We start from the raw sequence: 22,972 nt of genomic DNA on the forward strand, positions 1-22,972 counted from the left end.
TAGGCCAACGGCGGCGCACTCCGTAGACTGGGGATCATGCGGATCGACGACTACGTGGCCGACCTCGACCGCGCGCTGTCCGGCCCCTCCGGCGCGAAGCGCGACCTGGTCGTCGAAGCACGCGACAGCCTGTCCGACACCGCCGACGCCCTGGAGGCCGACGGGCTCGAACGCGCCGAGGCCGAGCGGCTGGCGGTCGCGGAGTTCGGCCCGGTCACCGAGATCGCCCCCGGCTACCAGAGCGAACTGACCGCCGTGGCCGGGCGGCGCCTTGGCCTGCTGCTGTTCATCAGCGTCCCGCTGACCGCGCTCATGTGGTCGCTGGTGTGGCGCGTCCATCCCGCCGACCCGGCGTTGTGGGTGGGCAGGCCGGCCTGGTACCACCTGCTCTCGCGGCTGCTGGACATCTGCCAGCTCGCGACCGGCCTGTACGGCGGCCTCGCCCTGCTGGCGCTGGGCCGGGGCTCCCGCTGGATCCGCCGTCCGCGCCTGGTGACCAGGTCGCTGGGCATCCTCGTGTGGGGCATGCTGCCGGTCTCGGGCGCCATGAGCCTCGTGCTGTCCTACAGCCCTCCCGGGCCGGGCTCGATGAGCGACTACCTGCCCGCGTTCCTGGCGAACCTGGTCACGACCGCGTTCTGGGGCCTGCAGATCTACGGCGCGACGCGCTGCCTGCGGGTCAGCCGCACCCGCCGGCCCGCCACGGCCCCGTCAGCCTGAGGCCCGCGCGTCGCCCTGGAGCACGCCGCCGATCACGCTGGTGAACTCCCGCCAGGCCGACCGTTCCCCTTCGAGCTGCTTCCTGCCCGAGTCGGTCAGCCGGTACGTGCGCCGCTTGCGCCCGCCCACGGTCGCCCACTCGCTGGCCAGGTAGCCGATGCGCTCCAGCCGCCGCAGCGCCGGATAAACGGTGCCGGTGGGCACGCTCAGCGCGCCCCCGCTGCGCTCCTGGAGCGCCTCGATGATCGCGTAGCCGTGCAGCGGCTCCCGCTCCACCACCGAGAGCAGCAGCGCGTCCATGTGCCCGCGCAGCGCGTCTGGATTCATGCCCTTGATCCTAGACAACCGTTTCGCATGTAGCCAGTCTACATGTAGGCTGCCTATATGTAGGTAGACACAACAACGGAGTCGAGGGAATGGACGTACTCGAACTCGCCCGCACGCAGTTCGCGGTGACGGGAAGCCTGCACTTCCTGTTCGTCGTGCTCACGCTCGGGCTGGCGCCAGTCGTGGCGCTCATGCACACCCGCCACGTGGTCTCCGGCAGCGCGCTGCACGGGGGCATGACCCGGTTCTGGGGTCAGATCTACGTCATCAACTACGCCCTGGGCATCGTCACCGGCCTGGTGATGGAGTTCCAGTTCGGGCTGTCGTGGAGCGGGCTGTCCCACTACGCCGGGGACGTGTTCGGCGCGCCCCTGGCCATGGAGACCCTGGTGGCCTTCTTCCTGGAGTCCACGTTCCTCGGATTGTGGATCTTCGGTTGGGGACGGCTGCCCAAGTGGCTGCACCTGGCCTGCATCTGGCTGGTGACGCTGACCGCGTACGCCAGCGCGTTCTTCATCATGGTCGCCAACTCCTTCCTGCAGAACCCGGCGGGCTCGGTGGTCAGGGGCGGCCGGCTGGCGCTGGTCGACTTCGGCGCCCTGCTCACGAACAAGACGCTGGTGTTCGCCTTCCCGCACGTCATCGGCGCGGGGCTGCTGGCCGGCGGCATGGTGGTGGCCGGAGCGAGCGCGTACCAGCTGCGCCGCCGTACGTCGGAGGCGCTGTTCTTCGGCAAGTCGCTGCGCACGGGGATCGCCGTGGCCTCCCTCGGCGCCTTCCTGGCCCTGGGGTTCGGTTACGCGCAGTTCGGCGGCGTCCAGGAGGGCAAGTTCGACGGCGACACGGGCGCCGGGGTGCCGCTCGCGCTCATGATCGAGATCGGCCAGCTCCTGGCGTTCGTGCTGCTGTTCCTGCTCCTGCCGCTCATCTACTGGCTGCCGCGCTGGCGGTGGACGCACGTGGTGCTGATGCTGATGACGCCGGTGCCGTTCGCGCTGGCGATCCTGGGCTGGATGGCCAGGGAGCTCGGCCGCCAGCCGTGGATGGTGTGGCACAAGCTCACCGTCGCCGACGCCCTGACGCCGGGGCTGACCTCGGGCATGGTCACGGCCTCGCTGATCGGGTTCGCCGGCGTGCTGGGGCTGCTGGCGGTCGTCGACTACGTCCTCATCGCCCGGGTCGTCCGGCGGGGCCCGCGCGACCTCGACCTCGGCGCGGTCCCCGCCGGCGCCCGGCCCGCCCCGGCGATGACCTTCTAGGAGTGCTGACATGGAAGTGATCTGGTTCCTGTTCTTCGCGGTGCTGCTGGCCGGGTACTTCGCCCTGGAGGGCTTCGACCTCGGCGTCGGCCTGCTGCTGCCGGTGCTGGGCAGGACGCGCGGCAACCGCGACCGCATGGTGGCCGCGATGGCGCCGTTCGTGCTGGCCAACGAGGTGTGGCTGGTCGCGGTCGCCGGGACGCTGTTCGGCGTGTACCCGCGCCTGGAGGGCGAGGTGCTGTTCGGGTTGTATCCGCTGGTGGTGGCCATGCTGCTGAGCTGGGTCGTGCGCGACGCCGGCCTGTGGTTCCGGCGGCGGCTGGACGGCGCCCGGTGGCGCGGCTTCTGGGACGCGATGATCGCGTTCGGGTCGCTGGGGCTGTCGTTCGGCTGGGGCATGGCGCTGCACGCCGCCGCCACCGGGTTCACCTCCTCGCCGGTGCATCCGGTCGGGGTGCTGCTGGGCGTGCTGACGACCATGCTGTTCGCCTTCCACGGGTGGACGTTCCTGGCCTGGCGGGAGCCGGGCGCGTTCGGGGGCGTGCGGTCGGGGCGGGCGCTGCTGATCTCGGGCCTGGTGTCCGCGCTGCCGGTGATCGGCCTGCTCCTGGGGGCGATGCCGTACTTGCTGGAGCACAGTGCGCCGGCGGCTACGTTGAATGTGCTCAGTGTCATGGCGCTCCCGTTCGCGCCGATCATGCTGGGCGCGCAAGTATGGGTATGGCGGACTTTCCGGCCAGGTAAGGGCGCCGTCCCACTCCCCTCGTTCTTCTGAAGGCCACGTGCACAAGGATCTTCTGCGGCTCATGCGGGCCGAGCGCTCGGTGCGCCGCCACCTGACCGTCACCATGGTCGCGGCCGTGCTGGCCGGGCTGCTCGTGCTCGCGCAGGCCGAGCTGCTGGCCGGCGTGCTGTCCGGCCGGTTCACCGCCGCCGCGCTGGGCGCGCTGGCCGCCGTCGTGGGCGTACGGGCGCTGCTGGCCTGGACGCAGGGCGTCTTCGCCGGGCGCACCGCGACGGGCGTGAAGTCCGCGTTGCGCCACCGGCTGCTGGCCCGCCTGGGCGAGCTGGGCCCGTCCAGGCTGACCGGTCACCGGTCGGGCGAGCTGGTCACGCTGACCGGCCGGGGCCTGGACGGCCTGGACGCCTACCTGACCGGCTACCTGCCCTCGATCGCGGTGGCGGCCGTGGTGCCGGTGGCCGTGCTGGTCCGGCTGTTCGCCGCCGACCTGGGCAGCGCGGTGATCGTCCTGGTCACGCTGCCGCTGATCCCCGTCTTCGGCGCGCTGGTCGGCATGACGACCAAGGCCGTCACCGAGCGGCAGTTCCATGCCCTGTCGCGGCTCGGCGGGCACTTCCTCGACGTCGTGCGCGGGCTGCCCACGCTGCGCGCCTTCGGGCGGGCCCGCTACCAGGCGACGGTCATCCGGGAGGTCGCCGACGCCCACCGGAGCGCGACCATGCGCACGTTGCGGGTGGCGTTCCTGTCGTCGCTGGTGCTGGAGCTGTGCGCGTCGTTGTCGCTGGCGCTGGTGGCGGTGCCCATCGGGCTGCGGCTGCTCGGCGGGTCGCTGGACCTGACGACGGCGCTGCTGGTGCTGCTGCTGGCGCCCGAGGCGTACCTGCCGCTGCGGGCCATGGGGACCCGCTTCCACGCCTCCATGGAGGGGGTGGCCGCCGCCGACGCGGCCTTCGCCGTCCTGGACGACGCCGCCGGTGACCCGCCCGGCGCGACCCGCCCGTACGACGGGCACGGCGCGCCGGAGATCCGCCTGGAGAACGTGACCGTCCGCTACCCCGGCAGGGACGAGCCCGCCCTGGAGAACGTGACGCTCACCATCGCGCCCGGAGAGCGGGTGGCGCTGGTCGGCGAGAGCGGCGGCGGCAAGAGCACGCTGCTCCACCTGGTCCTCGGCTTCCTGCGGCCGTCCGAGGGGCGCGTCCTGGTCGGCGGCGCCGACCTGCGCGAGCTGGACCTGGACAGCTGGCGGGCGGCCCTGGCGTACGTGCCGCAGCGCCCCCACCTGTTCACCACGTCCGTCGCCGACAACATCCGGCTCGGCGCGCCCGGCGCCACCCTGGAGGAGGTGCGCCGGGCCGCGGCCGCCGCGCACGCCGACTTCGTGGACGGCCTGCCCCAGGGGTTCGACACCGTGGTCGGCGAGCGCGGCGCGAACCTGTCGGCGGGCCAGCGGCAGCGCGTGGCGCTGGCCCGGGGCTTCTGCCGCCCGGACGCCACGGCGCTGCTGCTCGACGAGCCCACCGCCCGCCTCGACGGCCGCAGCGAGGCCGCCGTCGTGACGGCCACCGCCGAGCTGGCGCGGGGGCGCACCGCCGTCATCGTCGCCCACCGGCCCGCCATGATCGACCTGGCCGACCGGATCGTCCGGGTGCACGAGGGCCGCGTCGTCTCCGACACCACCCGCGACCGTCCGGCCCGCCCAGGCGGCGACGGTCACAGGGAGCCGCGGAGCGTGGCCTCCCTTCCCGAGGGGAGCGCGCGATGAACCGGCGCATGGGCACTCGGCTGGCCTGGGCCGTGCTGGCCGGGGCGGCCGCCGACCTGGCCGGGCTGGGGCTGATCGCGGCCGCCGCCTGGCTGATCACCCGGGCCGCGCAGCAGCCGTCCCTGGCCGCGCTGAGCGTGGCCATCGTGGCGACCAGGGCGTTCGCGACCGGCAAGGGCGTCTTCCGCTACGCCGAACGGCTCACCGGCCACGACGTGGCCCTGCGCGCCCAGGCGGGCACCCGTGAACGGCTCTACCAGGCGCTCATCCCGCCCCAGCGTCCCCGCCATGGCGGCGCGGACCTGCTCAGCCGCATGGTGGACGACACCGAGGCCGTCCAGGACCTGCTGGTCCGCGCGCTGCTCCCGGCTGCCGCCGCCCTCCTGACCGGCCTGGCGGCGGTCGTCATCGGGCTGTTCGTGCTGCCGGTGACCGCGCTGGTGCTGGTGGCCGGGCTCGTGGTGGCGGGCGTGCTGCTGCCCGCCGCGACCGCCGCCGCCGCGCGCCGCTGGTCGGCCCGGATCGCCCCGGCCCGGGCCACGCTCGCGGCCCGCGTGGCCGACCTCGTGCACGGCTCGGCCGACCTGGCCGCCTATGGCGCGGGCGAGCGGGCGCTGTCCGGCGCGCTGGCCGCCGACGAGTCGCTGGCCGCGCTGGAGCGCCGCCAGTCGCGCGTGCACGCCGCCGCCCTGGCGGTCGGCACGCTGGCCCAGGGCCTGACGGTGGCGGCCATCGTGCTGCTCGCCCAGGGCGCGGGCGCGGGCTCGGTCGCCACGGCGGTGCTCGCGCTGACCGCGCTGGTGTCGTTCGAGCCGGTGCTGCCGCTGGCGGCGGCGGGCGAGCGCATGGCCGGGATCACCGCCGCGATCCGGCGGCTGCGCGAGGTCCGCGCCGCCGCCCCGGCGGTCACCGAGCCCGCCGCGCCCGCGCCGGTGCCGTCCGCTCCCTTGACGGTCGAGGTCGACGACCTCGTCGTACGCCACCCCGGCGCCGCCAGGGCCGCCCTCGACGGCGTCTCCCTGCGCCTCGCCCCCGGCCGCCGGGTGGCGATCGTGGGCCCGAGCGGCGCGGGCAAGAGCACGCTGCTGGCCGCGCTGATGCGACTGGTCGAGCCCGAGTCGGGAAGCGTCCGCGTCAACGGGGCCGACCTGCGCGACCTGTCCGGCGACGACGTCCGCACGCTGATGACCGGGCTCACCCAGGACCCGTACATCTTCCGCACCTCCCTGCGCGACAACCTGCGCCTGGCCGGGCCGGACGCCGATGACGAGCGCCTGGCGGCGGCCGTACGGGAGGCCAGGCTCGGCCCGTGGGTCGAGCGCACCGGCTGGGACGCCGAGCTCGGCGAGGACGGCAGGACCGTCTCCGGCGGCCAGCTCCAGCGCCTGGCCCTGGCCAGGGCGCTGCTGTACGACCCGCCCGTCCTGCTGCTGGACGAGCCCGCCGAGGCGCTCGACGAGGAGACCGCCGACCGCCTGATGGCCGACCTGCTGGACGTCATCCGCGACCGCACCACCGTGCTGGTGACCCACCGGCTCAAGGGCCTGGAGTCGGTCGACGAGGTCGTGGTGCTCGACGAGGGCCGCGTCGTCCAGCGCGGGCGGCACGACGAGCTGGTGGCCGTGCCCGGCTATTACCGCGACCTGTGGGAGTCCGAGGCCCTGACCAGGCGGTAGCCGTTCCGTTCGTCCTGCTGTAGAGTTTGCGCCGTCATCAGGTTTATGATGCAAACCTGTTTGCGGATAAGAGGAGCTGGCATGGTGGACGACGATCAGGCGCGCACTCCGGAGGAGACGCTGCGGCTGATCGAGCAGCAGCGCACCGCCACGGTCAGGCGGCTGCACGGCGACCCCGTGCTGCTCTACGTGCCCTGGGGCGTGGCCTGGCTGCTCGGCTTCACGGCGCTGTTCCTGCACTACGGGCTCGACGGCGTCCCCTACGCGCCGATCTCCCGCCCGCAGGCGCTGGCGGTGCTGTTCGCGGGCATGTCGCTGGCCGGGGCGATCGCCGTCTTCGGCATGGTGAAGATGGGGGCGCAGGTCCGCGGCGAGACCTCGGCCAAGGGCATGATGTACGGCTACGCCTGGGCGGCCGGCCTGGTCTCCATGACGGTGATCGCCATCCGCCTGAGCCCCCAGCTCTCCGCCACCGAGAGCGGCCTGTTGTGGGGCGGCGGCTTCATGATGCTCGTCGCGCTGCTCTACATGGCCGGCGGCGCGATCTGGACGTACTGGCCGATGTTCTTCATCGGTGTGTGGACGGCGGTCGTCAACGGGGTGGGCATCGTGCTCGGCGCCGGCTGGCACGCGCTGCTGACGGCCGTGCTGACCGGCGGCGGCTACATCGCGGCCGGCATCGTGCTGCGGCGGCGGGTGTGAGCCCCGACGGGGCCGTCCCCGAGCTCGACCCGGTGATCCACGCGCAGGCCAGGCTGCGGGTGGTCGCCACGCTCAACACCCTCGGCGGGCGCGACGAGATCGCGTTCCCCTCGCTGAAGGACCTGCTCGGGATGACGGCCGGCAACCTCTCGGTGCACCTGACCAAGCTGGAGGACGCCGGTTACGTCCGCATCACCAAGACCCACAAGGGCCGCACCCCCGTCACGTACGTGGCGCTCACCCAGCGCGGACGGCTGGCCTTCGAGGACTACACCAAGGCGATCCGCGCCTTGCTCGACAACGCTGGAGGAACCCCATGACGGCCCTCGCCAGAACGGTGGAGGTCACCCGCCGCTACGGGGACGTGCTCGCGCTCGACCGCGTCTCGCTCGACATCCGGGCGGGAGAGCTGGTCGGCCTGCTCGGCCCGAACGGCGCGGGCAAGTCCACCCTGATCAACCTGTTCGTCGGGCTGCGCCGTCCGACCTCCGGCACGGTCGAGCTGCTCGGCGGCTCGCCCCAGGACCCGGTGATGCGCCGCGGCATCGGCGTGACCCCGCAGGAGACCGGCCTGCCGGAGTCGCTGCGGGTCGGCGAGATCACCGACTTCGTGCGCGCCCACTTCCCCGACGCGCTCGGCAAGGACGAGCTGCTCGACCGCTTCGGCCTGAGCGACCTGGCCAAGCGCCAGGTGGGCGGGCTGTCCGGCGGGCAGAAGCGGCGCCTGGCCGTGGCGCTGGCCTTCGTCGGCCGGCCGCGCCTGGTGTTCCTGGACGAGCCGACGACCGGCCTCGACGTCGAGGCCAGGCGGACGCTCTGGGACGGCATCCAGGCCTTCCACGCCGAGGGCGGCACGGTCGTCCTGACCAGCCACTACCTGGAGGAGATCGAGGCGCTGGCCCAGCGTGTGGTCGTCGTCGGCCAGGGACGCGTGCTGGCCGACGACACCGTACGGGCCGTGCGCGACATGGTGGGGGTGCGGCGCGTCTCGCTCGACGCCGAGGACCTGCCCGAGCTGCCCGGCGTGCTCAGCACCGAACGCCAGGACGGCAGGATCAGCCTGCTGACCACCGATCCCGACCGGCTGGTGGTCGAGCTGGTGCGCAGCGGCACGCCGTTCTCGGGGCTGGAGGTCAGGCCGACCACGCTGGAGGAGGCCTTCCTCACCATCACCTCGACCTCGGCTTCGCCCGATTCCAAGGAGGACGCGCATGTCTAACCTGATCGTGGCCCACACCCGGCTGCAGCTCGTCGAGCAGTTCAGGGTGCCCATCGGGATCCTGGCCAGCTCCATGTTCCCGGCCATCTCGATGCTGGCGTTCGTGGTGCCGTTCGCGGGCGGCGACCCGGCGGCGGCGACGGCGGCGACGGGGGCGCTGATGTTCTTCGGCGCGATGTCCTCGGCGGTGATCGGGCTCAGCGCCTCGGTCTCCCAGGATCGCGAGCAGCCGTGGGACCCCTACACGCGCACACTGCCCGCCGGGCCGTTCCCGCGCCTGGCCGGGCGGATGTTGTCGACGGTGGTCCTCATGCTGCTGTCGGTGGTTCCCGTGCTGGTGGTGGCGGCGCTGCTGACGGAGGCGGTCATCACGCCGGTGCGGCTGCTCCTGGGGCTGGCGGCGCTGGTCGGCGGGGGTGTGCCGTTCATGCTGATCGGGCTGTTCCTCGGCCTGACGCTGCCGTCGAAGGCGGCGCTCGCGGTGGCCCAGATCGTCTTCTTCCCCGTGGCGATCGTGGGCGGGCTGATCCTGCCGCCGCAGATCCTGCCGGACATCGTGGAGGCGGTCTCGCCGTACGTGCCGTCCAGGGGTGCGGCCGAGCTGATCTGGGCGGCCATCTCGGGGGTGCGGCCCGACGGGATCGCGCTGGTCATGCTGGGCGTCTGGACGGTCATCGCGGCGGCCGCCGCCACGTGGGCCTACCGCCGTGACGAGGGCCGCCGTTTCGCCTGATGGGGGGGTGTGCCGCCGAGTCCGCAGCGATCTCAACGGCACACCCGTCTCCGGGAGGGGGTCCTTGTGTTTACTTCTTCTCTTGGAGGGTGACGGTGAGCTCGCCGGACTGACCGTCCCTCATATATGTGATCTTGACCTGTTGGCCCGGTTTGAAACCTCTGACCTGTCCAACAACGGTATCGCCTGAGTCAACAGGTGTGTCCCCAATCTTGGTGATCAGGTCGCCCTCCTTCAGTCCGGCCTTGTCCGCCGGGCTGTTCGCGGTCACCTGACGGACAAGCGCGCCGGGCACGTCGCCGGTGGCGTCGGTGACGCTCACGCCGAGGAAGGCGTGACTGACCTTGCCGCTCTTGATGAGCTGCTCGGCGACCTGCTTGGCGGTGTTGACCGGGATCGCGAAGCCGACGCCGCCGCCGGCCGCGTCGGAGGCGATGGCGGTGTTGATGCCGACGAGCGCGCCGGCCGCGTTCACCAGCGCGCCGCCGGAGTTGCCGGGGTTGATCGCGGCGTCGGTCTGGATGACGTCGCCGATGGTGGTGCCCTGCACCGGGCTCTGCTGCTGCTCGCCGCCGAAGCCGGGCGGAAGCTGCTGACGCTGCTCGCCGCCCAGGTTGAGCGTACGGTTCAGGGCGCTGATGATGCCTCTGGTGACCGATCCGTCCAGGCCGAGCGGGCTGCCGACGGCCAGCACGTCGTCGCCGACCTTGAGCTGGTCGCTGTCGCCGAGCGTGGCCTTGGTCAGCCCCGAGACACCCTCGGCCTTGATGACCGCGAGGTCGGTGGCCGGGTCGGTGCCCACGACGCCGGCCTTGGCCGTCTTGCCGTCGCTGAACTTGACCGTCATCTGCCCCCCGCCCTGCGAGGCGCCGACCACCACGTGGTTGTTGGTGAGGATGAGGCCGTCCTCGGAGAGCACGACGCCCGACCCCTCGCCCGTCTGCCCCTGGATCATGACCACCGACGGCTGCACCCGCTCGGCCACCTCAGCGGTGGAGAGCTGGTTGGAGGCGGGCCGCAGCACCGGGCTGGGCGCGCTGACCACCTGCTGCTGCTCGGGCTGGAACGCGGTCGCGACGGCGGCGCCCACGACCCCGCCGCCGATGGCCATCGCGGCCAGCGCGAGCCCGGCCACGGCCTTCTGCCCGGCGCTCAGCCGCGCCTTGACGGGGGCGGACGGCGGAGGAGGAGGCGGCTGCTCCATGACGATCGTGTCCCGCCGGGGGAAGCCCCCGGCGGCCGGCGGGGTGGCGCCGAACTGGCTCCACCCACCGGTGCCCTGCTCGCGAGGCTCGTTCGCGTTCATCTGTCATCTCCCTCAAGTCCCTATGGCTCAAGGGTGCCAAGGACGGCGTAAGAGCTGGTTAAGCCGTTGATCGGAACTCTGTGAGACGACTCACTCACGCCTTATCTGCGCTGCTCAAGGGCCGGTCTTGTCCGCACAAAACCAGCAAAAAGATCTTCAGACCGGTTGCATGCGGGTGAAGGACGGCTTAAGCAGCGCTGCTCAGCTTATGCAGAATGCCGGGTTCGTCGTACCGCTCCAGGGCGGGGAAAGGTCAGGTGCGGGTGGGCCAGTATTCGTCCCTCAGTAGGCGTTTGTAGAGTTTGCCGGTCGGGTGGCGGGGGAGTTCGTCGCGGAAGTCGACCGACTTCGGGCACTTGTAGTGGGCCAGGTGCTCCCGGCAGTACGCGATCAGCTCCGCCTCCAGCGCCGGCCCCGCCTCCGCGGCCGTCATCGGCTGGACCACGGCCTTGACCTGCTCCCCCATCTCCTCGTCCGGTACGCCGAACACGGCCACGTCGGCCACCTTGGGATGGACCGCCAGCACGTTCTCGGCCTCCTGCGGGTAGATGTTCACCCCGCCGGAGATGATCATGTACGAGCGGCGGTCCGTGAGGTACAGGAAGCCGTCGGCGTCGAGGTAGCCGATGTCGCCGAGAGTGGTCCAGCCCCGGCCGTTCGGGTCCTGCGCCGAGCGGGTCTTGTCGGGGTCGCCGTGGTACTCGAAGCGGGCGCCGTTCTCGAAGTAGACAGTGCCGTGCTCGCCCGGCGGCAGGTCCTCGCCCTCCTCGTCGCAGATGTGCACGACGCCGAGCAGCGAACGGCCGACCGTGCCCTTGTGCTCCAGCCAGTCCTGGGAGCCGACGTAGAGGAAGCCGTTGCCCTCGGTTCCCGCGTAGTACTCGTGGATCACCGGGCCCCACCAGGAGATCATCTGCTCCTTGACCGGTACGGGACACGGCGCGGCGGCGTGGATGGCACAGACCAGCGACGACAGGTCGTACGTCTTCCGGGTCTCTTCGGGCAGCTTGAGCATCTTGACGAACATCGTCGGCACGAGCTGCGAGTGCGTCACCCCGTACCGCTCGACCAGCCGCAGGTACTCCTCGGGGTCGAAGCGTTCCATCACCACCACCGTGGCGCCGAGCCGCTGGAAGGACAGGCAGTAGCGCAGCGGCGCGGCGTGGTACAGCGGCGCGGGCGAGAGGTAGACGCTGTCCGCCGACGGCGCGAACAGCGCCTGGATGAGCCGGACCAGCGTGTTCGACTCGGTCAGCGGGGCCAGCGAGGCGGCCACCTTGACGCCCTTCGGCCGGCCGGTCGTGCCGGAGGAGTAGAGCATGTCGGCGCCCTGACACTCGTCGGCGATCGGGGTGACCGGGCAGCCGGCCACGGTCTCCTCGTAGGAGACGAAGCCCTCGGCGACGCCGTCGAGCATGAGCCGCAGCTCCACCCGCGGCGTGGCGGCGGTGATCGAGGTGGCCACCTCGGCCAGGTTCGCGCCGGAGATGAAGACCCGGGCGCCGCAGTTGTCCACGATGTAGGCGAGTTCGTCGGTCTGCAGGCGGGAGCTGATCGGCGTGTAGTACAGGCCGGCGCGGTGCGCGGCCCAGGCGATGGCCAGGAAGAGCGGGTGGTTGGCGAGCATGAAGGCGACGTGGTCGCCGGGCTTGAGCCCGGCCTCGCGGAAGGCGTGGGCCAGGCGGTTGGACTCCTCTTCGAGCTCGCGGTAGGTGAGGACCTGCCCGGAGCCCGCCATGATCACAGCGGGCTTGTCGGGGGTGACGGCTGCGATGGCTCCCGGGTACATTTTAGAACAGTATTCTGTCGCCCGGCGGCGGCGCTAGATCGCGCCGAAGCCGCGGCCCCTCCCCTGGAGGCGCCGCGGCTTCGGTACCGCTTCAGGCCGTCACCAGCGGGGTGTACGTCACTCGGCGGGGATCACCGAGCCCTCGTACTTCTGCTTGATGAAGTCCTTGACCTTCTGGTCCTGGAGCAGCTTGCCGAGGGTGACGATGTTCGCGTCCTTCTCGTGGCCGGCCTGGACGACCAGCCCGTTGACGTACGGGTTGCCCTCGGTCTTCTCCAGCACCAGCGCCTGGCTCGCCGGCTTGAGCCCGGCCTCGATGGCGTAGTTGCCGTTGATCACCGCGGCGTCCACGTCGTCCAGCGAGCGCGGGAGCTGGGCCGCCTCAAGGGGCTTGAACTGCAGCTTCTTGGGGTTGTCCGTGACGTCGCGCTCGGTGGCCGCGGTGCCCGCGCCGTCCTTGAGCTTGGCCAGGCCGTTGTCGGCGAGCAGCTTGAGCGAGCGGCCGAGGTTCGTGGCGTCGTTGGGGACGGCCACCGTGGCGCCGTCGGCCAGCGCGGACAGCGAGGTGATCTTCTTGGAGTACAGGCCGAGCGGCTCCAGGTGGACCGGGGTGACGAAGCTCAGCTTGGTGCCCTTGGAGGCGTTGAAGTCGTCCAGGTACGGCTTGTGCTGGAAGAAGTTGGCGTTCAGCTGGCCCTCGTCGAGCTGCACGTTCGGCTGCACGTAGTCGGTGAACTCGACGATCTCCAGCTTCAGCCCGGCGGCCGGGGCCAGGTTGTCCTTGACGAACTTCAGGATCTCGCCGTGCGGGACGGGGCTCGCGCCGACCTTCAGCACCGTGTCGGCCGACTCGACCGCGGGGGTGGAGGTCGCGGACTGCGACGTCCCGCATGCGGCGAGCAACAGGGACAGCGCGGCAGCACCCAATATCGAACGAATCTTCATGATTTTTCCTTACTTATGCGAAATGCGCCGAGCGACCCAGTCGCCCAGACTCTGCAGAATTTGCACGATGACGATGAGCAGGACGACGGTCACGATCATCACGAGCGTCTCGAACCGCTGGTAGCCGTAGCGCACGGCCAGGTCGCCGAGCCCGCCGCCGCCGACGGTGCCGGCCATGGCCGAGTACCCGATGAGCGCGACGATCGTGACGGTCAGCCCCGACACCAGGCCCGGCAGCGCCTCGGGCAGCAGGACCTTGCGCACGACGGCCGTCCGGCTCGCGCCCATGGCCTGCGCGGCCTGGACGACGTCGGTGCCGACCTCGCGCAACGCCGTCTCGACCAGACGGGCGAAGAACGGCACGGCCCCCACGGTCAGCGGCACCACCACGGCCGCGGTGCCGATCGTGGTCCCGATGACGAACCGGGTGAACGGGATGATGGCGATCATCAGCACGATGAACGGCAGCGACCGCCCGATGTTGACGACGATCCCCAGCGCGGACTTCAGCGCGGGCAGCGGGCGCAGCCCGTCCCGGTCGAAGGCCACGAGCGCCACGCCGAGCGGCAGCCCGAACAGCACGGTGAACAGCGTGGCCCACCCCACCATCTGGGCGGTCTCCCACGTGGCCGGCCACAGCAGCGGCACGATCTCTTCCCAGGTCATGCGGCCTCCCCCGCGACTTCGACGAGCAACCCGGACTCCCGCAGGAACGACAGCGCCGAGGACGACTCCGCGCCGGTCAGCGACACGCGCAGGCGTCCGACCGAGCCGCCGGCCAGGTCCTCGATCGAGCCGCCGAGGATGTTGACGTCCACGTCGAACCTGCGCACCATCTCCGAGACCAGCGGCCGGCCCGGGTCGCCGGTGAAGGTGAGCGTGACCGCGCCGGCCGGGGCGGGCTCGGGCAGCGGGAAGATCTCCCTGGTCAGGCGGGATCCGGGGGTCCTGATGAGGTCGGCGATCGCGCCCGACTCCTCGACGCGGCCGCCGGACATGATGGCGACCGAGTCGCAGACACTCTTGACGACGTTCATCTCGTGGGTGATGAGCAGGATCGTCAGGCCCAGCTCGGCGTTGAGCCGCTTGAGCAGGGCGAGGATCGACTGCGTGGTGGCCGGGTCGAGCGCGGAGGTGGCCTCGTCCGACAGCAGCACCGACGGGTTGCCCGCCAGCGCCCTGGCGATGCCGACGCGCTGCTTCTGGCCGCCGGAGAGCTGGTGGGGGCGGTCGCCGCCGCGCCCCTGGAGGCCGACGAGTTCGAGCAGCTCGGCCACGCGCCGCTGCCGTTCGGCCCTGGGCACGCCCATGACCTCCAGCGGGAAGGCGACGTTGCCGGCCACCGTGCGCGAGGACAGCAGCGCGAAGTGCTGGTGGATCATGCCGATGCGCTGCCTGGCGCGGTTGAGCTCGCGGCCGGGCAGGGCGGTCAGGTCCTGCCCGGCGACGGTGACCGTGCCCTCGGTGGGGCGTTCGAGCAGATTGACGCAGCGCAGCAGCGTGCTCTTGCCGGCGCCGCTCTGACCGAGCACGCCGTAGATCTCGCCCTCGCGCACATGCAGGTCGACGCCGTCGAGCGCGACGGTCTGGCCGTACTGCTTGCGCAGGCCGGAAGCCTGGATCACGAAATTTCCCCACGACTGAGAGCGGCCGGTGGCGGGCCGCTTCCTGACACGAACATCACCGTCGAAACGGTGGGATCTAGTGGCTGCCCGGAGGGAACGGCAGGTGGCTCAGCCTGCGCAGCACGAAGCAAGGGGTGTGGATCATGGTGACCTTCGAGGAGAACGGGCGGGATCTGGTCTCTAGCGGGCCGGCATTCGCCCCATACGCATGCGACAACACATGGCGTCCCGGTGGGCGCGGTGGTCGTTCGCGTATGCCTCGTTCACGCCGGTGCTAACGCCGCCTTTACATACTCCTATTCCGGGGAATTGCGGTGATCTGCGTCACTGCGGACGGCGGTGAGGAAGCCGCCGCTCGGGGCGCGGCGGCCGTATCGGGTGGCCAGGGTGGACGCGTCGACCGTGCGCGCCCGCCAGCCGTCGGCCTCCAGCCGGGCGACGGCGTCCTCGCCAGGGCCGCCCTTCCACAGCGTGGCGATGCGGCGCAGCTCGGGCATCGCGGTCACCCGCTCGGCCAGCGCGGCCGCCGCGCCGGGGGCGTACTCGAAGGCGAGCCTGCTGCCCGCCGCCGACAGCGCGCCGATGCCGTCGAGCAGGCGTCCCGCCTCGGCCGGGCTCAGGTAGATCAGCAGGCCCTCGGCCAGCCAGGCCGTCGGCCGCGCCGGGTCGAACCCGGCCGCGCGCAGGCTGCCCGGCCAGTCCTCGCGCAGGTCCACCGGCACCGGGACGCGCTCGCACCGCGCGGTCGTGTCCAGCTCCCGCAGCACGCCGTCCTTGAACGCCAGCAGTTCGGGCAGGTCGAGCTCGAACAGCCGGGTGCCCGCCGGCCAGTCGAGCCGGAAGGCGCGGCTGTCGAGCCCGGCGGCCGGCAGCACCACCTGGTCACAGCCGGACCCGCTCAGGTAGTCGTCGAAGAACCTGGTCCTGAACACCAGGTGGTCACTGAAGAGATCGCCCGCCCCGCTCCCCCGCCCCGCATCCGCCTGCCCGGCGTCGGCCGCCGCCACGAAGGCGCCCGCGTACGGGTCGTCGAACAGCCGGTCGGGCCGTTCGCTCTCGCGCGCCCGTAACCGCGCCGCGCCCACCGCCGTCCTCGCCACTCCATTCATATCGCTGACGATACATCTCCAGCGATATGATCGGCGACCATGAACGTGGCGCGGATGCGAAGACTCGGACGGCGGCTGGTGGAGCTGTCGAAGACGGCGGCGGGCGAGACCAAGGGGCCGCCCCTCACCCCCGGCGAGGAGGCCGTCTTCGAGGACGTGCTGCGCCACCCTGGCGGCACCGTCGGGGAGATCCAGGCCAGGACGGGTTTCGTCCAGAGTCACGTGTCGGCCTCGGTGGCCAGGATGCGCGAGCGGGGCCTCCTCCGGACCGCGCCCGACCCCGGCGACGGGCGGCGTACCCAGGTCACGGTGACGGAGGTGGCGCTGAACGCGGTCCACCGCCGGGCGGTCAGGCCGGTGGAGGAGGCCGTGCGCGCGGCGGTGGGCGACGACCCCGAGCGGGCCGCCCGGGTCGTGGCGCTGCTGGAGGAACTGGAGACACTGCTGGTCACGACCTGAGACCCGCTCTCCGGACCCGCGCCCGGCCCCTTTCGGGACCCACGTTTACTTGTCCGGACTCGCGCCCGCTTTTCCGGACCCGCGCCCGTGCATGGAGCCGCCCCGCCGCATCCGGAGGGCCGGGTGCGGCGGGGCGGTGTCGAGGGAGCGGGCCGGGCCGGGTCAGGCCGCGACCTCGGTGGCGACCTCGGTGGCGACCTCGGCCGGGGTGAGCGCGATGTCGAGGACCTCGCGCACGTCGCTGACCGCGTGGATGGTCAGCTCGTTGCGGACCTCCTCGGGCACGTCGTCCAGGTCGGGCTCGTTGCGCGCCGGGATGAGCACCGTGGTGATGCCCGCCCGGTGGGCGGCCAGCAGCTTCTGCTTGACGCCGCCGATCGGCAGGACCCGCCCGGTCAGCGAGATCTCGCCGGTCATGGCCACGTCGGAGCGGACCTGGCGGCCCGACAGGAGCGAGGCCAGCGCGGTCGTCAGCGTCACGCCCGCCGAGGGACCGTCCTTGGGGACGGCGCCCGCGGGGAAGTGCACGTGGACCGACCGGTCCTTCAGCGCGGTGACCGGCAGCTCCAGCTCCGCGCCGTGCGAGCGCAGGTAGGACAGCGCGATCCGGGCCGACTCCTTCATCACGTCGCCGAGCTGGCCGGTCAGGGTCAGGCCGGTCTCGCCGGTCTCCGGGTCGGCCAGCGACGCCTCCACGTAGAGGACGTCACCGCCGGCCCCGGTCACCGCCAGGCCCGTGGCCACGCCCGGCACCGAGGTGCGCTGGGTGGACTCGGGCAGCGACGACTCCGGCACGAACCGCGGCCGGCCGATGTAGCCGACCAGGTCGTCCGCGCCGACCGTGACGGGCAGCTCGTCCTTGGCCGCCACCTTGCGCAGGATCCTGGCGACCGCCCGCTCCAGCGAGCGCACCCCGGCCTCGCGGGTGTACTCGCCGGCCAGCCTCCGCAGCGCGGCGTCCTCGACCTTGACCTCCTCGGGGGTCAGCCCGGCCAGCTCCAGCTGCCGGGGCAGCAGGTGGTCGCGGGCGATCGAGACCTTCTCGTCCTCGGTGTAGCCGTCGAGGGTGACGACCTCCATGCGGTCGAGGAGCGGGCCGGGGATGGCCTCCAGCACGTTGGCCGTGGCCAGGAACAGCACGTCGGACAGGTCGAGCTCGACCTCGAGGTAGTGGTCGCGGAAGGTGTGGTTCTGGGCCGGGTCGAGGACCTCCAGCAGCGCCGCCGTGGGGTCGCCGCGGTAGTCGGCGCCGACCTTGTCGACCTCGTCGAGCAGGACGACCGGGTTCATCGAGCCGGCCTCGCGGATGGCCCGGACGACGCGTCCCGGCAGGGCGCCGACGTAGGTGCGCCGGTGTCCGCGGATCTCGGCCTCGTCGCGTACGCCGCCGAGCGCGACCCGGACGAACTTGCGGCCCATGGCGCGGGCCACCGACTCGCCCAGGGACGTCTTGCCGACCCCGGGAGGACCGGCGAGGGCCAGGACGGCGCCGCTGCGCCGGCCGCCCACCACGCCGACGCCCTTGTCCTGGCGGCGCTTGCGCACGGCCAGGTGCTCGATGATGCGGTCCTTGACGTCGTCGAGGCCCGTGTGGTCGGCGTCGAGCACGGCCCGCGCGCCCGCGATGTCGTAGTTGTCCTCGGTACGCTCGTTCCACGGGATGTCGAGCACCGTGTCGAGCCAGGTGCGGATCCAGCCGCCCTCCGGGGACTGGTCGGAGGTCCGCTCCAGCTTGTCGACCTCCTTGAGCGCGGCCTCGCGCACCTTCTCCGGCAGGTCGGCGGCCTCGACGCGGGCCCGGTAGTCCTCCTCCTCGCTCTCGGCCGTGTCGCCGTTGAGCTCCTTCAGCTCCTTGCGGACGGCGGCGAGCTGCTGGCGCAGCAGGAACTCGCGCTGCTGCTTCTCCATGCCCTCCTGGACGTCCTTGCGGATCGTCTCGGCGACGTCGAGCTCGGCGAGGTGCTCGCGGGACCACTCGATCAGCCTGGCGAGGCGGTCGGCCGGGTCGGCGGCCTCCAGCAGCTCGACCTTCTGGGCGGTGGTCAGCCAGGGGGTGTAGCCGGAGCTGTCGGCCAGCACGGAGGGGTCGTCGATCTGGTTGACCTGGTCGACGACCTGCCAGGCGCCGCGCTTCTGCAGGATGGTGGTGGCCAGGGCCTTGTACTCCTTGGCCAGCTCCTGGGCGCCCTCGCCGGCCGGAACCGTGTCGACCGTGTCGGCCTCGACCCAGAGTGCGGCGCCGGGGCCGGTGGTGCCGGTGCCCACGCGGACGCGGTCGACGCCGCGGACCACGGCGGCGGGCTCACCGCCCGGCAGCCTCCCGACCTGCTCGACCACGGCCTGGACGCCGACGGCGCCGTAACGGCCGTCGATCCGGGGAACGAGGAGGACCCGCGGCTTGTTACCACCGGACGCGCGGGCCGCGTCGATCGCAGCACGCACCTCGGAGTCGGACAGGTCCAGCGGAACCACCATGCCCGGCAGGACGACCTCGTCGTCAAGCGGCAGCACCGGGAGGATCAAGCTCTCACTCATGCGAACTCCAAAGGGTTGAGTTATACCGACTCAATTCATTGGAGCGCAGCATTGTTCCCAACCTTGCCGATGTTCGCTCACGGCGATCGTAATGATGTAAGCGATACCTGAGAGTGACGCCGCGATCAGACCTGGGTCTGACGCCGGGCCACCCGGCTTTCCGTATTCTTGACCAGGTGAATCACCGTGACCGCAGCTCCGCGCCCCCCGCCCCCCGGGGCGACGCGCGCGCCGGCACGTCCCCGGTCCCCGGCGGCCGGCCCGCTGAGCCGGAGGATCGGTTCGGAGGGGCGGCCGTGCGGTTCGCGGTCGCGCTGGGCCGGGCTTCGCTGGCCGTGCCGCGGCCGTTCACGCTCGCGCTGCTCACGGGCAGCGCCGATCCGCCGCCCCGGCCCCGTTCCCGATGGCTGCGGATGCCGGTGCCGCGGTGGCTGGCGCCGGTGGTCCCGGTCAAGACGTACAGCCTGCTGCAGGTGGCCGAGCTCCTGCTGGCCGTGGAGCTGTTCGGCGTGACGCTGTCCACGGCCATGGACTGGAACGAGCAGGCCGCCGCCACGCCTGGCGATCCCCTGCCGCTCTGGGGCGGCGTCGTCGTGCTCACGGCCCTGGCCGCCGGCCTGCCCGTGGCCTTGCGCAACCGGTGGCCGCTGGCGGCCTGGCGGGTGGCGGCCGTCCTGACCCCCGTCGCCGTCTGCGCCCAGCTCACGATCGGGCGGGACGAGGGTTACGCCCCCTACCCGATCGCGGTGGGGGCGGCGTACCTGCTGGCGCTCTATTCCGTGGGCGTGCGCTGCGAGCGGCGGATCACGCTGGGGGCCGGGATCCTCACGGTCCTGTTGTGCCTGGCCGTCGACGCCGACTCGATGCCGGTGATGGCGGGCGTGGCCGGGATCGTCCTGCTGTTCGGCTACAACGTCCGCGCCCGGCGCAGCGCCACGGCCAAGCTCATCGAGGAGGAACGGCGCACCCGGCAGGCCGAGGGCGCGCAGGCGGTGCTGGAGGAGCGCGCCCGCATCGCCCGCGAGCTGCACGACGTGGTGGCCCACCACATGTCGGTGATCGCCATCCAGGCGGAGGCGGTGCCGATGAGGGCGGCGGGCGACTCGTCGCAGCTGGAGGCCGGGCTGGCCGAGATCCGCGTGCTGTCCCTTGAGGCCATCACCGAGCTGCGCCAGGTCCTCGGCGTGCTGCGCGACCCCGACGGCCGCACCGACACCGCGCCGCAGCCCGGCCTCGACCGGCTGGAGGAGCTGGTTGCCAACGCCCGCAACGCGGGGCTGACCGTGGTGGTCGGGCCGCGGCAGCCGATCGGCCGGCTGCCGCAGGCGGTGGGGTTGTCGGCGTACCGGATCGTGCAGGAGTCGCTCAGCAACGCCATGCGGCACGCGCCGGGGTCGAGCGTCACCGTGGAGATCACCCGTGACGACGGCACGCTGCGCCTGCGCGTCGCCAACGGCCCCGGCCTTTCCCTCGCCGCGGCGCCCGGCGCCGGACAGGGGCTGGTGGGCATGCGGGAACGCGCGGCGCTGCTCGGCGGCACGCTCGACGCCGGGCCCGCGCGGGGCGGCGGCTACCAGGTGAGCGCCGCGTTGCCCGTCGAGCCGCCGATCGCGTCACTGATCGAGGAGAGGGAGGGCGCCACGTGATCCGCGTGCTGATCGCCGACGACCAGGGAATGGTCCGCACGGGGTTCACCGTGTTCCTGAGCGGGCAGCCGGACATCGAGGTCGTGGGCGAGGCGGCCGACGGCCGCGAGGCGGTGACGCGGGCCGTCGCGCTGAGCCCCGACGTGGTGCTGATGGACGTGCGCATGCCGGTCATGAACGGGCTGGAGGCGACCCGGGAGGTGCTGGCGGCGTGCCCCGCGTCGAAGGTGCTCATCCTGACCACGTTCGACCTCGACGACTACGTCTACGAGGCGCTGCGGGCGGGGGCCAGCGGATTCCTCCTCAAGGACGCCTCGGCGGCCCAGCTCGCGGAGGCCGTCCGCGTGGTCGCCGCCGGCGACGCGCTCATCGCGCCGGCCATCACCAAGCGGCTGATCCACGAGTTCGCCCGGCTGGGCGGTCCCCGTCCGCCGTCGGGCCGGCGGCCGGAGGAGCTGACCGAACGCGAGACGGAGGTGCTCAGCCTGGTCGCCCAGGCCATGTCCAACCAGGAGATCGCCCAGAAGCTGTTCGTGGCCGAGCAGACGGTCAAGACGCATGTGGGGCGGGTGCTGACGAAACTCGGGCTGCGCGACCGCGCCCAGGCCATCGTCTTCGCCTACGAAACCGGCCTCGTCCGCCCCGGCGAATAGCCCCAGCCCCACCACCGTTGCGGAAGCCGACGACGCCAAGAGCACAGCGAGCTCAGTGAGCACCGAGGAACGACGCTGGTCGGGAGGACGACGGGGGCCCTGAGCACGGCGGGCTCGCGGGAGCGGAGTGCTTGGAGGGGTGGCGGGTCGGGAGGGGGGTGTCACCATGGGGGTGGAGACGATCAATCTTTGGAGGGAGGAGAGCGTGGAGGGCGGTCCGGGGCCGAGGTCCTGGGCGGTTGGCCGCGCGTACCCCATGGATCCTCTTGAGCTTTTCCATCAGGTGGCCGCCACCGTCCCCGCCTACCGCTCGTTCCTGGCCGAGCACGGGGTCGAGCCCGCGAGCGTGACCGGTCCGGAGCATTTCAGCCGGCTGCCGATGACGTCCAAGGACACCTACATCCGCCGTCACCCGCTCCCCGACCTCTGCCGGGACGGCGTGATCGGGGACATGATCGCCGTGTCGTCCGGTTCGACGGGGACGCCGTCGTTCTGGCCGCGTACGGTGGCGGACGAGCGGGTGATCGCCGCCCGCTTCGAGGAGGTCTTCCGGGACTCCTTCGGCGCCCGCGAACGCCGTACGCTGGCCGTGGTCTGCTTCGCACTCGGCACCTGGGTGGGCGGCCTGTTCACCATCGAGTGCTGCCGTCACCTGGCCGAACGCGGCTACCCGATCACCGTCGTCGCGCCGGGCACCGACCGCGGGGAGATCGCCCGGGTGCTGCCGGAGCTGGCGCCGCACTTCGACCAGGTGGTCCTGCTGGGCTATCCGCCGTTCCTGAAGAACGTCATCGACACCGAGCCGCTCCCCTGGGCCGACTGGAACGTCAAGCTGGTCACGGCGGGCGAGGTGTTCAGCGAGGAGTGGCGCACGCTGGTGGCCGAGCGGGCCGGGATCGCCGACCCCGTGCGCGGGATCGCCTCCCTGTACGGCACCGCCGACGCCGGGGTGCTCGGCAACGAGACGCCGCTCTCGGTCGAGTTGCGCCGTTTCCTGGCCGGACGTCCGGACACGGCGAGGGAGCTGTTCGGGGAGTCCCGCCTGCCGACCCTGGTGCAGTACGACCCGCGGGTGCGCTTCTTCGAGGAGCACGAGGGCACGTTGCTGTTCTCCGGCGACAACGGTGTCCCCCTGATCCGGTACCACATCGCGGACGAGGGCGGGGTGATCCCGTACGAGCGCATGCTGGGGTTCGCCGAGCGGCACGGTTTCCGGGCCACCGCCTCGGGCCCGCGTCACCCGTTCGTCTACGTGTTCGGCCGCAGCCACTTCACGCTGTCCTACTACGGCGCGAACGTCTACCCCGAGAACATCGCGGTGGGGCTGGAGCAGCCCGAGGTCAGCGGGGCGGTGACGGGCAAGTTCGTGATGGAGGCGGCGGAGGACGCCGACCACGACCGGCACCTGACGGTCACGGTGGAGCTGATGCCCGGCGAGAAGCCGTCCGACGAGGTCGCCCGGGCGGTGGGCGCGTCGATCCTGGCCCAGCTCCTGCGGCTGAACAGCGAGTTCGCGAACTACGTGCCGGTGGCGCAGCAGATGCCGTTCATCCGGTTGCGCGAGGCCGGGGACGCCGAGTACTTCCCGCCCGGAGCCAAGCACCGCTACACCCGCTGACGTGACCCCCGGGGCCCCGCCAGGGCCGCCAGACGTCCCTGAGCGCCACCAGACGCCGCAAAGCACCGCCAGGCGTACAGAGGAGCCAGAGTGCCGTCAGACGTCGCGGAGTGCCGTCAGGCGTCGCTGAGCACCGTCAAAGGC

Annotated in this window: 21 protein-coding genes; 13 read left to right on the top strand and 8 right to left on the bottom strand. The window is 72.0% G+C overall.

The genetic code is table 11. The features are described 5' to 3' along the window. The first annotated feature begins 36 nt into the window (after nt 1-36). Entirely contained in the window at nt 37-720 is a 684-nt protein-coding gene (locus ACIHAD_RS16510) for a permease prefix domain 1-containing protein (protein WP_397355289.1), read from the top strand. Here the strand turns inward: ACIHAD_RS16510 and ACIHAD_RS16515 are convergent. Continuing rightward, a complete protein-coding gene (locus ACIHAD_RS16515; protein ID WP_397355290.1) occupies nt 712-1,047 on the bottom strand; it encodes a helix-turn-helix transcriptional regulator in 336 nt (111 codons plus the stop codon). The two genes, ACIHAD_RS16510 and ACIHAD_RS16515, sit on opposite strands and share 9 nt — an antisense overlap. Nucleotides 1,048-1,136: 89 nt before the next feature. Between ACIHAD_RS16515 and ACIHAD_RS16520 the strand changes: the two genes are divergently transcribed. The 8 genes from ACIHAD_RS16520 (at nt 1,137) to ACIHAD_RS16555 (ending at nt 9,143) form a co-directional block, all read left to right on the top strand. Next, on the top strand, nt 1,137-2,306 hold the full coding sequence (locus tag ACIHAD_RS16520) for a cytochrome ubiquinol oxidase subunit I (RefSeq protein ID WP_397355291.1): 1,170 nt from the start codon (nt 1,137-1,139) through the stop codon (nt 2,304-2,306). Nucleotides 2,307-2,316: 10 nt separating this feature from the next. Further along, complete coding sequence (locus tag ACIHAD_RS16525; protein ID WP_397355292.1) at nt 2,317-3,081, top strand: cytochrome d ubiquinol oxidase subunit II; 765 nt, start codon at nt 2,317-2,319, stop codon at nt 3,079-3,081. 7 nt (nt 3,082-3,088) lie between these two features. Further along, nucleotides 3,089-4,813 carry a thiol reductant ABC exporter subunit CydD gene (gene cydD / locus ACIHAD_RS16530; protein WP_397355293.1) on the top strand — a complete coding sequence of 575 codons (1,725 nt, stop codon included), beginning with the start codon at nt 3,089-3,091 and terminating at the stop codon, nt 4,811-4,813. Then, the gene (gene cydC, locus ACIHAD_RS16535; protein ID WP_397355294.1) at nt 4,810-6,489 is read left to right on the top strand and encodes a thiol reductant ABC exporter subunit CydC; all 1,680 of its coding nucleotides are present in this window, start codon (nt 4,810-4,812) and stop codon (nt 6,487-6,489) included. Before cydD ends, cydC begins: the two co-directional genes overlap by 4 nt. An 81-nt stretch (nt 6,490-6,570) precedes the next feature. Next, the gene (locus ACIHAD_RS16540) at nt 6,571-7,191 is read left to right on the top strand and encodes a hypothetical protein (RefSeq protein ID WP_397355295.1); all 621 of its coding nucleotides are present in this window, start codon (nt 6,571-6,573) and stop codon (nt 7,189-7,191) included. Next, nucleotides 7,188-7,511, top strand: a complete 324-nt coding sequence (locus ACIHAD_RS16545) for a transcriptional regulator (RefSeq protein ID WP_352328377.1) — start codon at nt 7,188-7,190, stop codon at nt 7,509-7,511. The genes ACIHAD_RS16540 and ACIHAD_RS16545 overlap by 4 nt, the downstream gene beginning before the upstream one ends. After that, entirely contained in the window at nt 7,508-8,410 is a 903-nt protein-coding gene (locus tag ACIHAD_RS16550; protein WP_397355296.1) for an ABC transporter ATP-binding protein, read from the top strand. The genes ACIHAD_RS16545 and ACIHAD_RS16550 overlap by 4 nt, the downstream gene beginning before the upstream one ends. Beyond that, nucleotides 8,403-9,143, top strand: coding sequence for an ABC transporter permease (locus ACIHAD_RS16555; protein WP_397355297.1), 741 nt, complete (start codon nt 8,403-8,405; stop codon nt 9,141-9,143). Before ACIHAD_RS16550 ends, ACIHAD_RS16555 begins: the two co-directional genes overlap by 8 nt. 70 nt (nt 9,144-9,213) lie before the next feature. Here ACIHAD_RS16555 and ACIHAD_RS16560 read toward each other — a convergent pair whose 3' ends face one another. The 6 genes from ACIHAD_RS16560 to ACIHAD_RS16585 all read right to left on the bottom strand — a co-directional run bounded on the left by ACIHAD_RS16560 (nt 9,214) and on the right by ACIHAD_RS16585 (nt 15,917). Beyond that, entirely contained in the window at nt 9,214-10,449 is a 1,236-nt protein-coding gene (locus tag ACIHAD_RS16560; protein ID WP_397355298.1) for a S1C family serine protease, read from the bottom strand. Between the two features lie 253 nt (nt 10,450-10,702). Then, a complete protein-coding gene (locus ACIHAD_RS16565) occupies nt 10,703-12,238 on the bottom strand; it encodes an AMP-binding protein (RefSeq protein ID WP_397355299.1) in 1,536 nt (511 codons plus the stop codon). A 117-nt stretch (nt 12,239-12,355) separates the two neighbouring features. Beyond that, nucleotides 12,356-13,183, bottom strand: a complete 828-nt coding sequence (locus ACIHAD_RS16570) for a MetQ/NlpA family ABC transporter substrate-binding protein (RefSeq protein WP_397355300.1) — start codon at nt 13,181-13,183, stop codon at nt 12,356-12,358. Nucleotides 13,184-13,192: 9 nt separating this feature from the next. Continuing rightward, nucleotides 13,193-13,849: a methionine ABC transporter permease gene (locus ACIHAD_RS16575; RefSeq protein ID WP_397355301.1), complete on the bottom strand. Its 657-nt coding sequence runs from the start codon at nt 13,847-13,849 to the stop codon at nt 13,193-13,195. After that, entirely contained in the window at nt 13,846-14,808 is a 963-nt protein-coding gene (locus tag ACIHAD_RS16580) for a methionine ABC transporter ATP-binding protein (protein ID WP_397355302.1), read from the bottom strand. Before ACIHAD_RS16580 ends, ACIHAD_RS16575 begins: the two co-directional genes overlap by 4 nt. A 296-nt stretch (nt 14,809-15,104) precedes the next feature. Beyond that, nucleotides 15,105-15,917, bottom strand: coding sequence for an SAM-dependent methyltransferase (locus tag ACIHAD_RS16585; RefSeq protein ID WP_397355303.1), 813 nt, complete (start codon nt 15,915-15,917; stop codon nt 15,105-15,107). A gap of 39 nt (nt 15,918-15,956) precedes the next feature. Here ACIHAD_RS16585 and ACIHAD_RS16590 point away from each other — a divergent pair, with 39 nt between their 5' ends. Further along, nucleotides 15,957-16,376 (top strand): MarR family winged helix-turn-helix transcriptional regulator, encoded by a 420-nt coding sequence (locus ACIHAD_RS16590; RefSeq protein WP_397355304.1) that lies wholly within the window; start codon nt 15,957-15,959, stop codon nt 16,374-16,376. A gap of 162 nt (nt 16,377-16,538) precedes the next feature. On the opposite strand, the gene lon is transcribed toward ACIHAD_RS16590, so the two are convergent. Continuing rightward, nucleotides 16,539-18,911 (bottom strand): endopeptidase La, encoded by a 2,373-nt coding sequence (lon, locus tag ACIHAD_RS16595; RefSeq protein ID WP_397355306.1) that lies wholly within the window; start codon nt 18,909-18,911, stop codon nt 16,539-16,541. 176 nt (nt 18,912-19,087) lie between these two features. Between lon and ACIHAD_RS16600 the strand changes: the two genes are divergently transcribed. The 3 genes from ACIHAD_RS16600 (at nt 19,088) to ACIHAD_RS16610 (ending at nt 22,828) form a co-directional block, all read left to right on the top strand. Then, entirely contained in the window at nt 19,088-20,557 is a 1,470-nt protein-coding gene (locus ACIHAD_RS16600; RefSeq protein ID WP_397355307.1) for a sensor histidine kinase, read from the top strand. Next, nucleotides 20,554-21,210, top strand: a complete 657-nt coding sequence (locus ACIHAD_RS16605; protein ID WP_397355308.1) for a response regulator — start codon at nt 20,554-20,556, stop codon at nt 21,208-21,210. The genes ACIHAD_RS16600 and ACIHAD_RS16605 overlap by 4 nt, the downstream gene beginning before the upstream one ends. A gap of 283 nt (nt 21,211-21,493) precedes the next feature. Beyond that, nucleotides 21,494-22,828, top strand: a complete 1,335-nt coding sequence (locus tag ACIHAD_RS16610) for a phenylacetate--CoA ligase family protein (RefSeq protein ID WP_397355309.1) — start codon at nt 21,494-21,496, stop codon at nt 22,826-22,828. Nucleotides 22,829-22,972: the final 144 nt, after the last annotated feature.

The organism is Nonomuraea sp. NPDC052265 (assembly GCF_044547985.1).
In the GTDB taxonomy this organism is placed as follows: domain Bacteria; phylum Actinomycetota; class Actinomycetes; order Streptosporangiales; family Streptosporangiaceae; genus Nonomuraea.

What these genes read in the sequence shown, in the direction of transcription:
- ACIHAD_RS16510 (WP_397355289.1), top strand. Translation starts at nt 37, where the DNA reads ATGCGGATCGACGACTACGTGGCCGACCTCGACCGCGCGCTGTCCGGC.
- ACIHAD_RS16515 (WP_397355290.1), bottom strand. Translation starts at nt 1,047, where the DNA reads ATGAATCCAGACGCGCTGCGCGGGCACATGGACGCGCTGCTGCTCTCG.
- ACIHAD_RS16520 (WP_397355291.1), top strand. Translation starts at nt 1,137, where the DNA reads ATGGACGTACTCGAACTCGCCCGCACGCAGTTCGCGGTGACGGGAAGC.
- ACIHAD_RS16525 (WP_397355292.1), top strand. Translation starts at nt 2,317, where the DNA reads ATGGAAGTGATCTGGTTCCTGTTCTTCGCGGTGCTGCTGGCCGGGTAC.
- cydC (WP_397355294.1), top strand. Translation starts at nt 4,810, where the DNA reads ATGAACCGGCGCATGGGCACTCGGCTGGCCTGGGCCGTGCTGGCCGGG.
- ACIHAD_RS16540 (WP_397355295.1), top strand. Translation starts at nt 6,571, where the DNA reads ATGGTGGACGACGATCAGGCGCGCACTCCGGAGGAGACGCTGCGGCTG.
- ACIHAD_RS16550 (WP_397355296.1), top strand. Translation starts at nt 7,508, where the DNA reads ATGACGGCCCTCGCCAGAACGGTGGAGGTCACCCGCCGCTACGGGGAC.
- ACIHAD_RS16555 (WP_397355297.1), top strand. Translation starts at nt 8,403, where the DNA reads ATGTCTAACCTGATCGTGGCCCACACCCGGCTGCAGCTCGTCGAGCAG.
- ACIHAD_RS16560 (WP_397355298.1), bottom strand. Translation starts at nt 10,449, where the DNA reads ATGAACGCGAACGAGCCTCGCGAGCAGGGCACCGGTGGGTGGAGCCAG.
- ACIHAD_RS16565 (WP_397355299.1), bottom strand. Translation starts at nt 12,238, where the DNA reads ATGTACCCGGGAGCCATCGCAGCCGTCACCCCCGACAAGCCCGCTGTG.
- ACIHAD_RS16570 (WP_397355300.1), bottom strand. Translation starts at nt 13,183, where the DNA reads ATGAAGATTCGTTCGATATTGGGTGCTGCCGCGCTGTCCCTGTTGCTC.
- ACIHAD_RS16575 (WP_397355301.1), bottom strand. Translation starts at nt 13,849, where the DNA reads ATGACCTGGGAAGAGATCGTGCCGCTGCTGTGGCCGGCCACGTGGGAG.
- ACIHAD_RS16585 (WP_397355303.1), bottom strand. Translation starts at nt 15,917, where the DNA reads ATGAATGGAGTGGCGAGGACGGCGGTGGGCGCGGCGCGGTTACGGGCG.
- ACIHAD_RS16590 (WP_397355304.1), top strand. Translation starts at nt 15,957, where the DNA reads ATGAACGTGGCGCGGATGCGAAGACTCGGACGGCGGCTGGTGGAGCTG.
- lon (WP_397355306.1), bottom strand. Translation starts at nt 18,911, where the DNA reads ATGAGTGAGAGCTTGATCCTCCCGGTGCTGCCGCTTGACGACGAGGTC.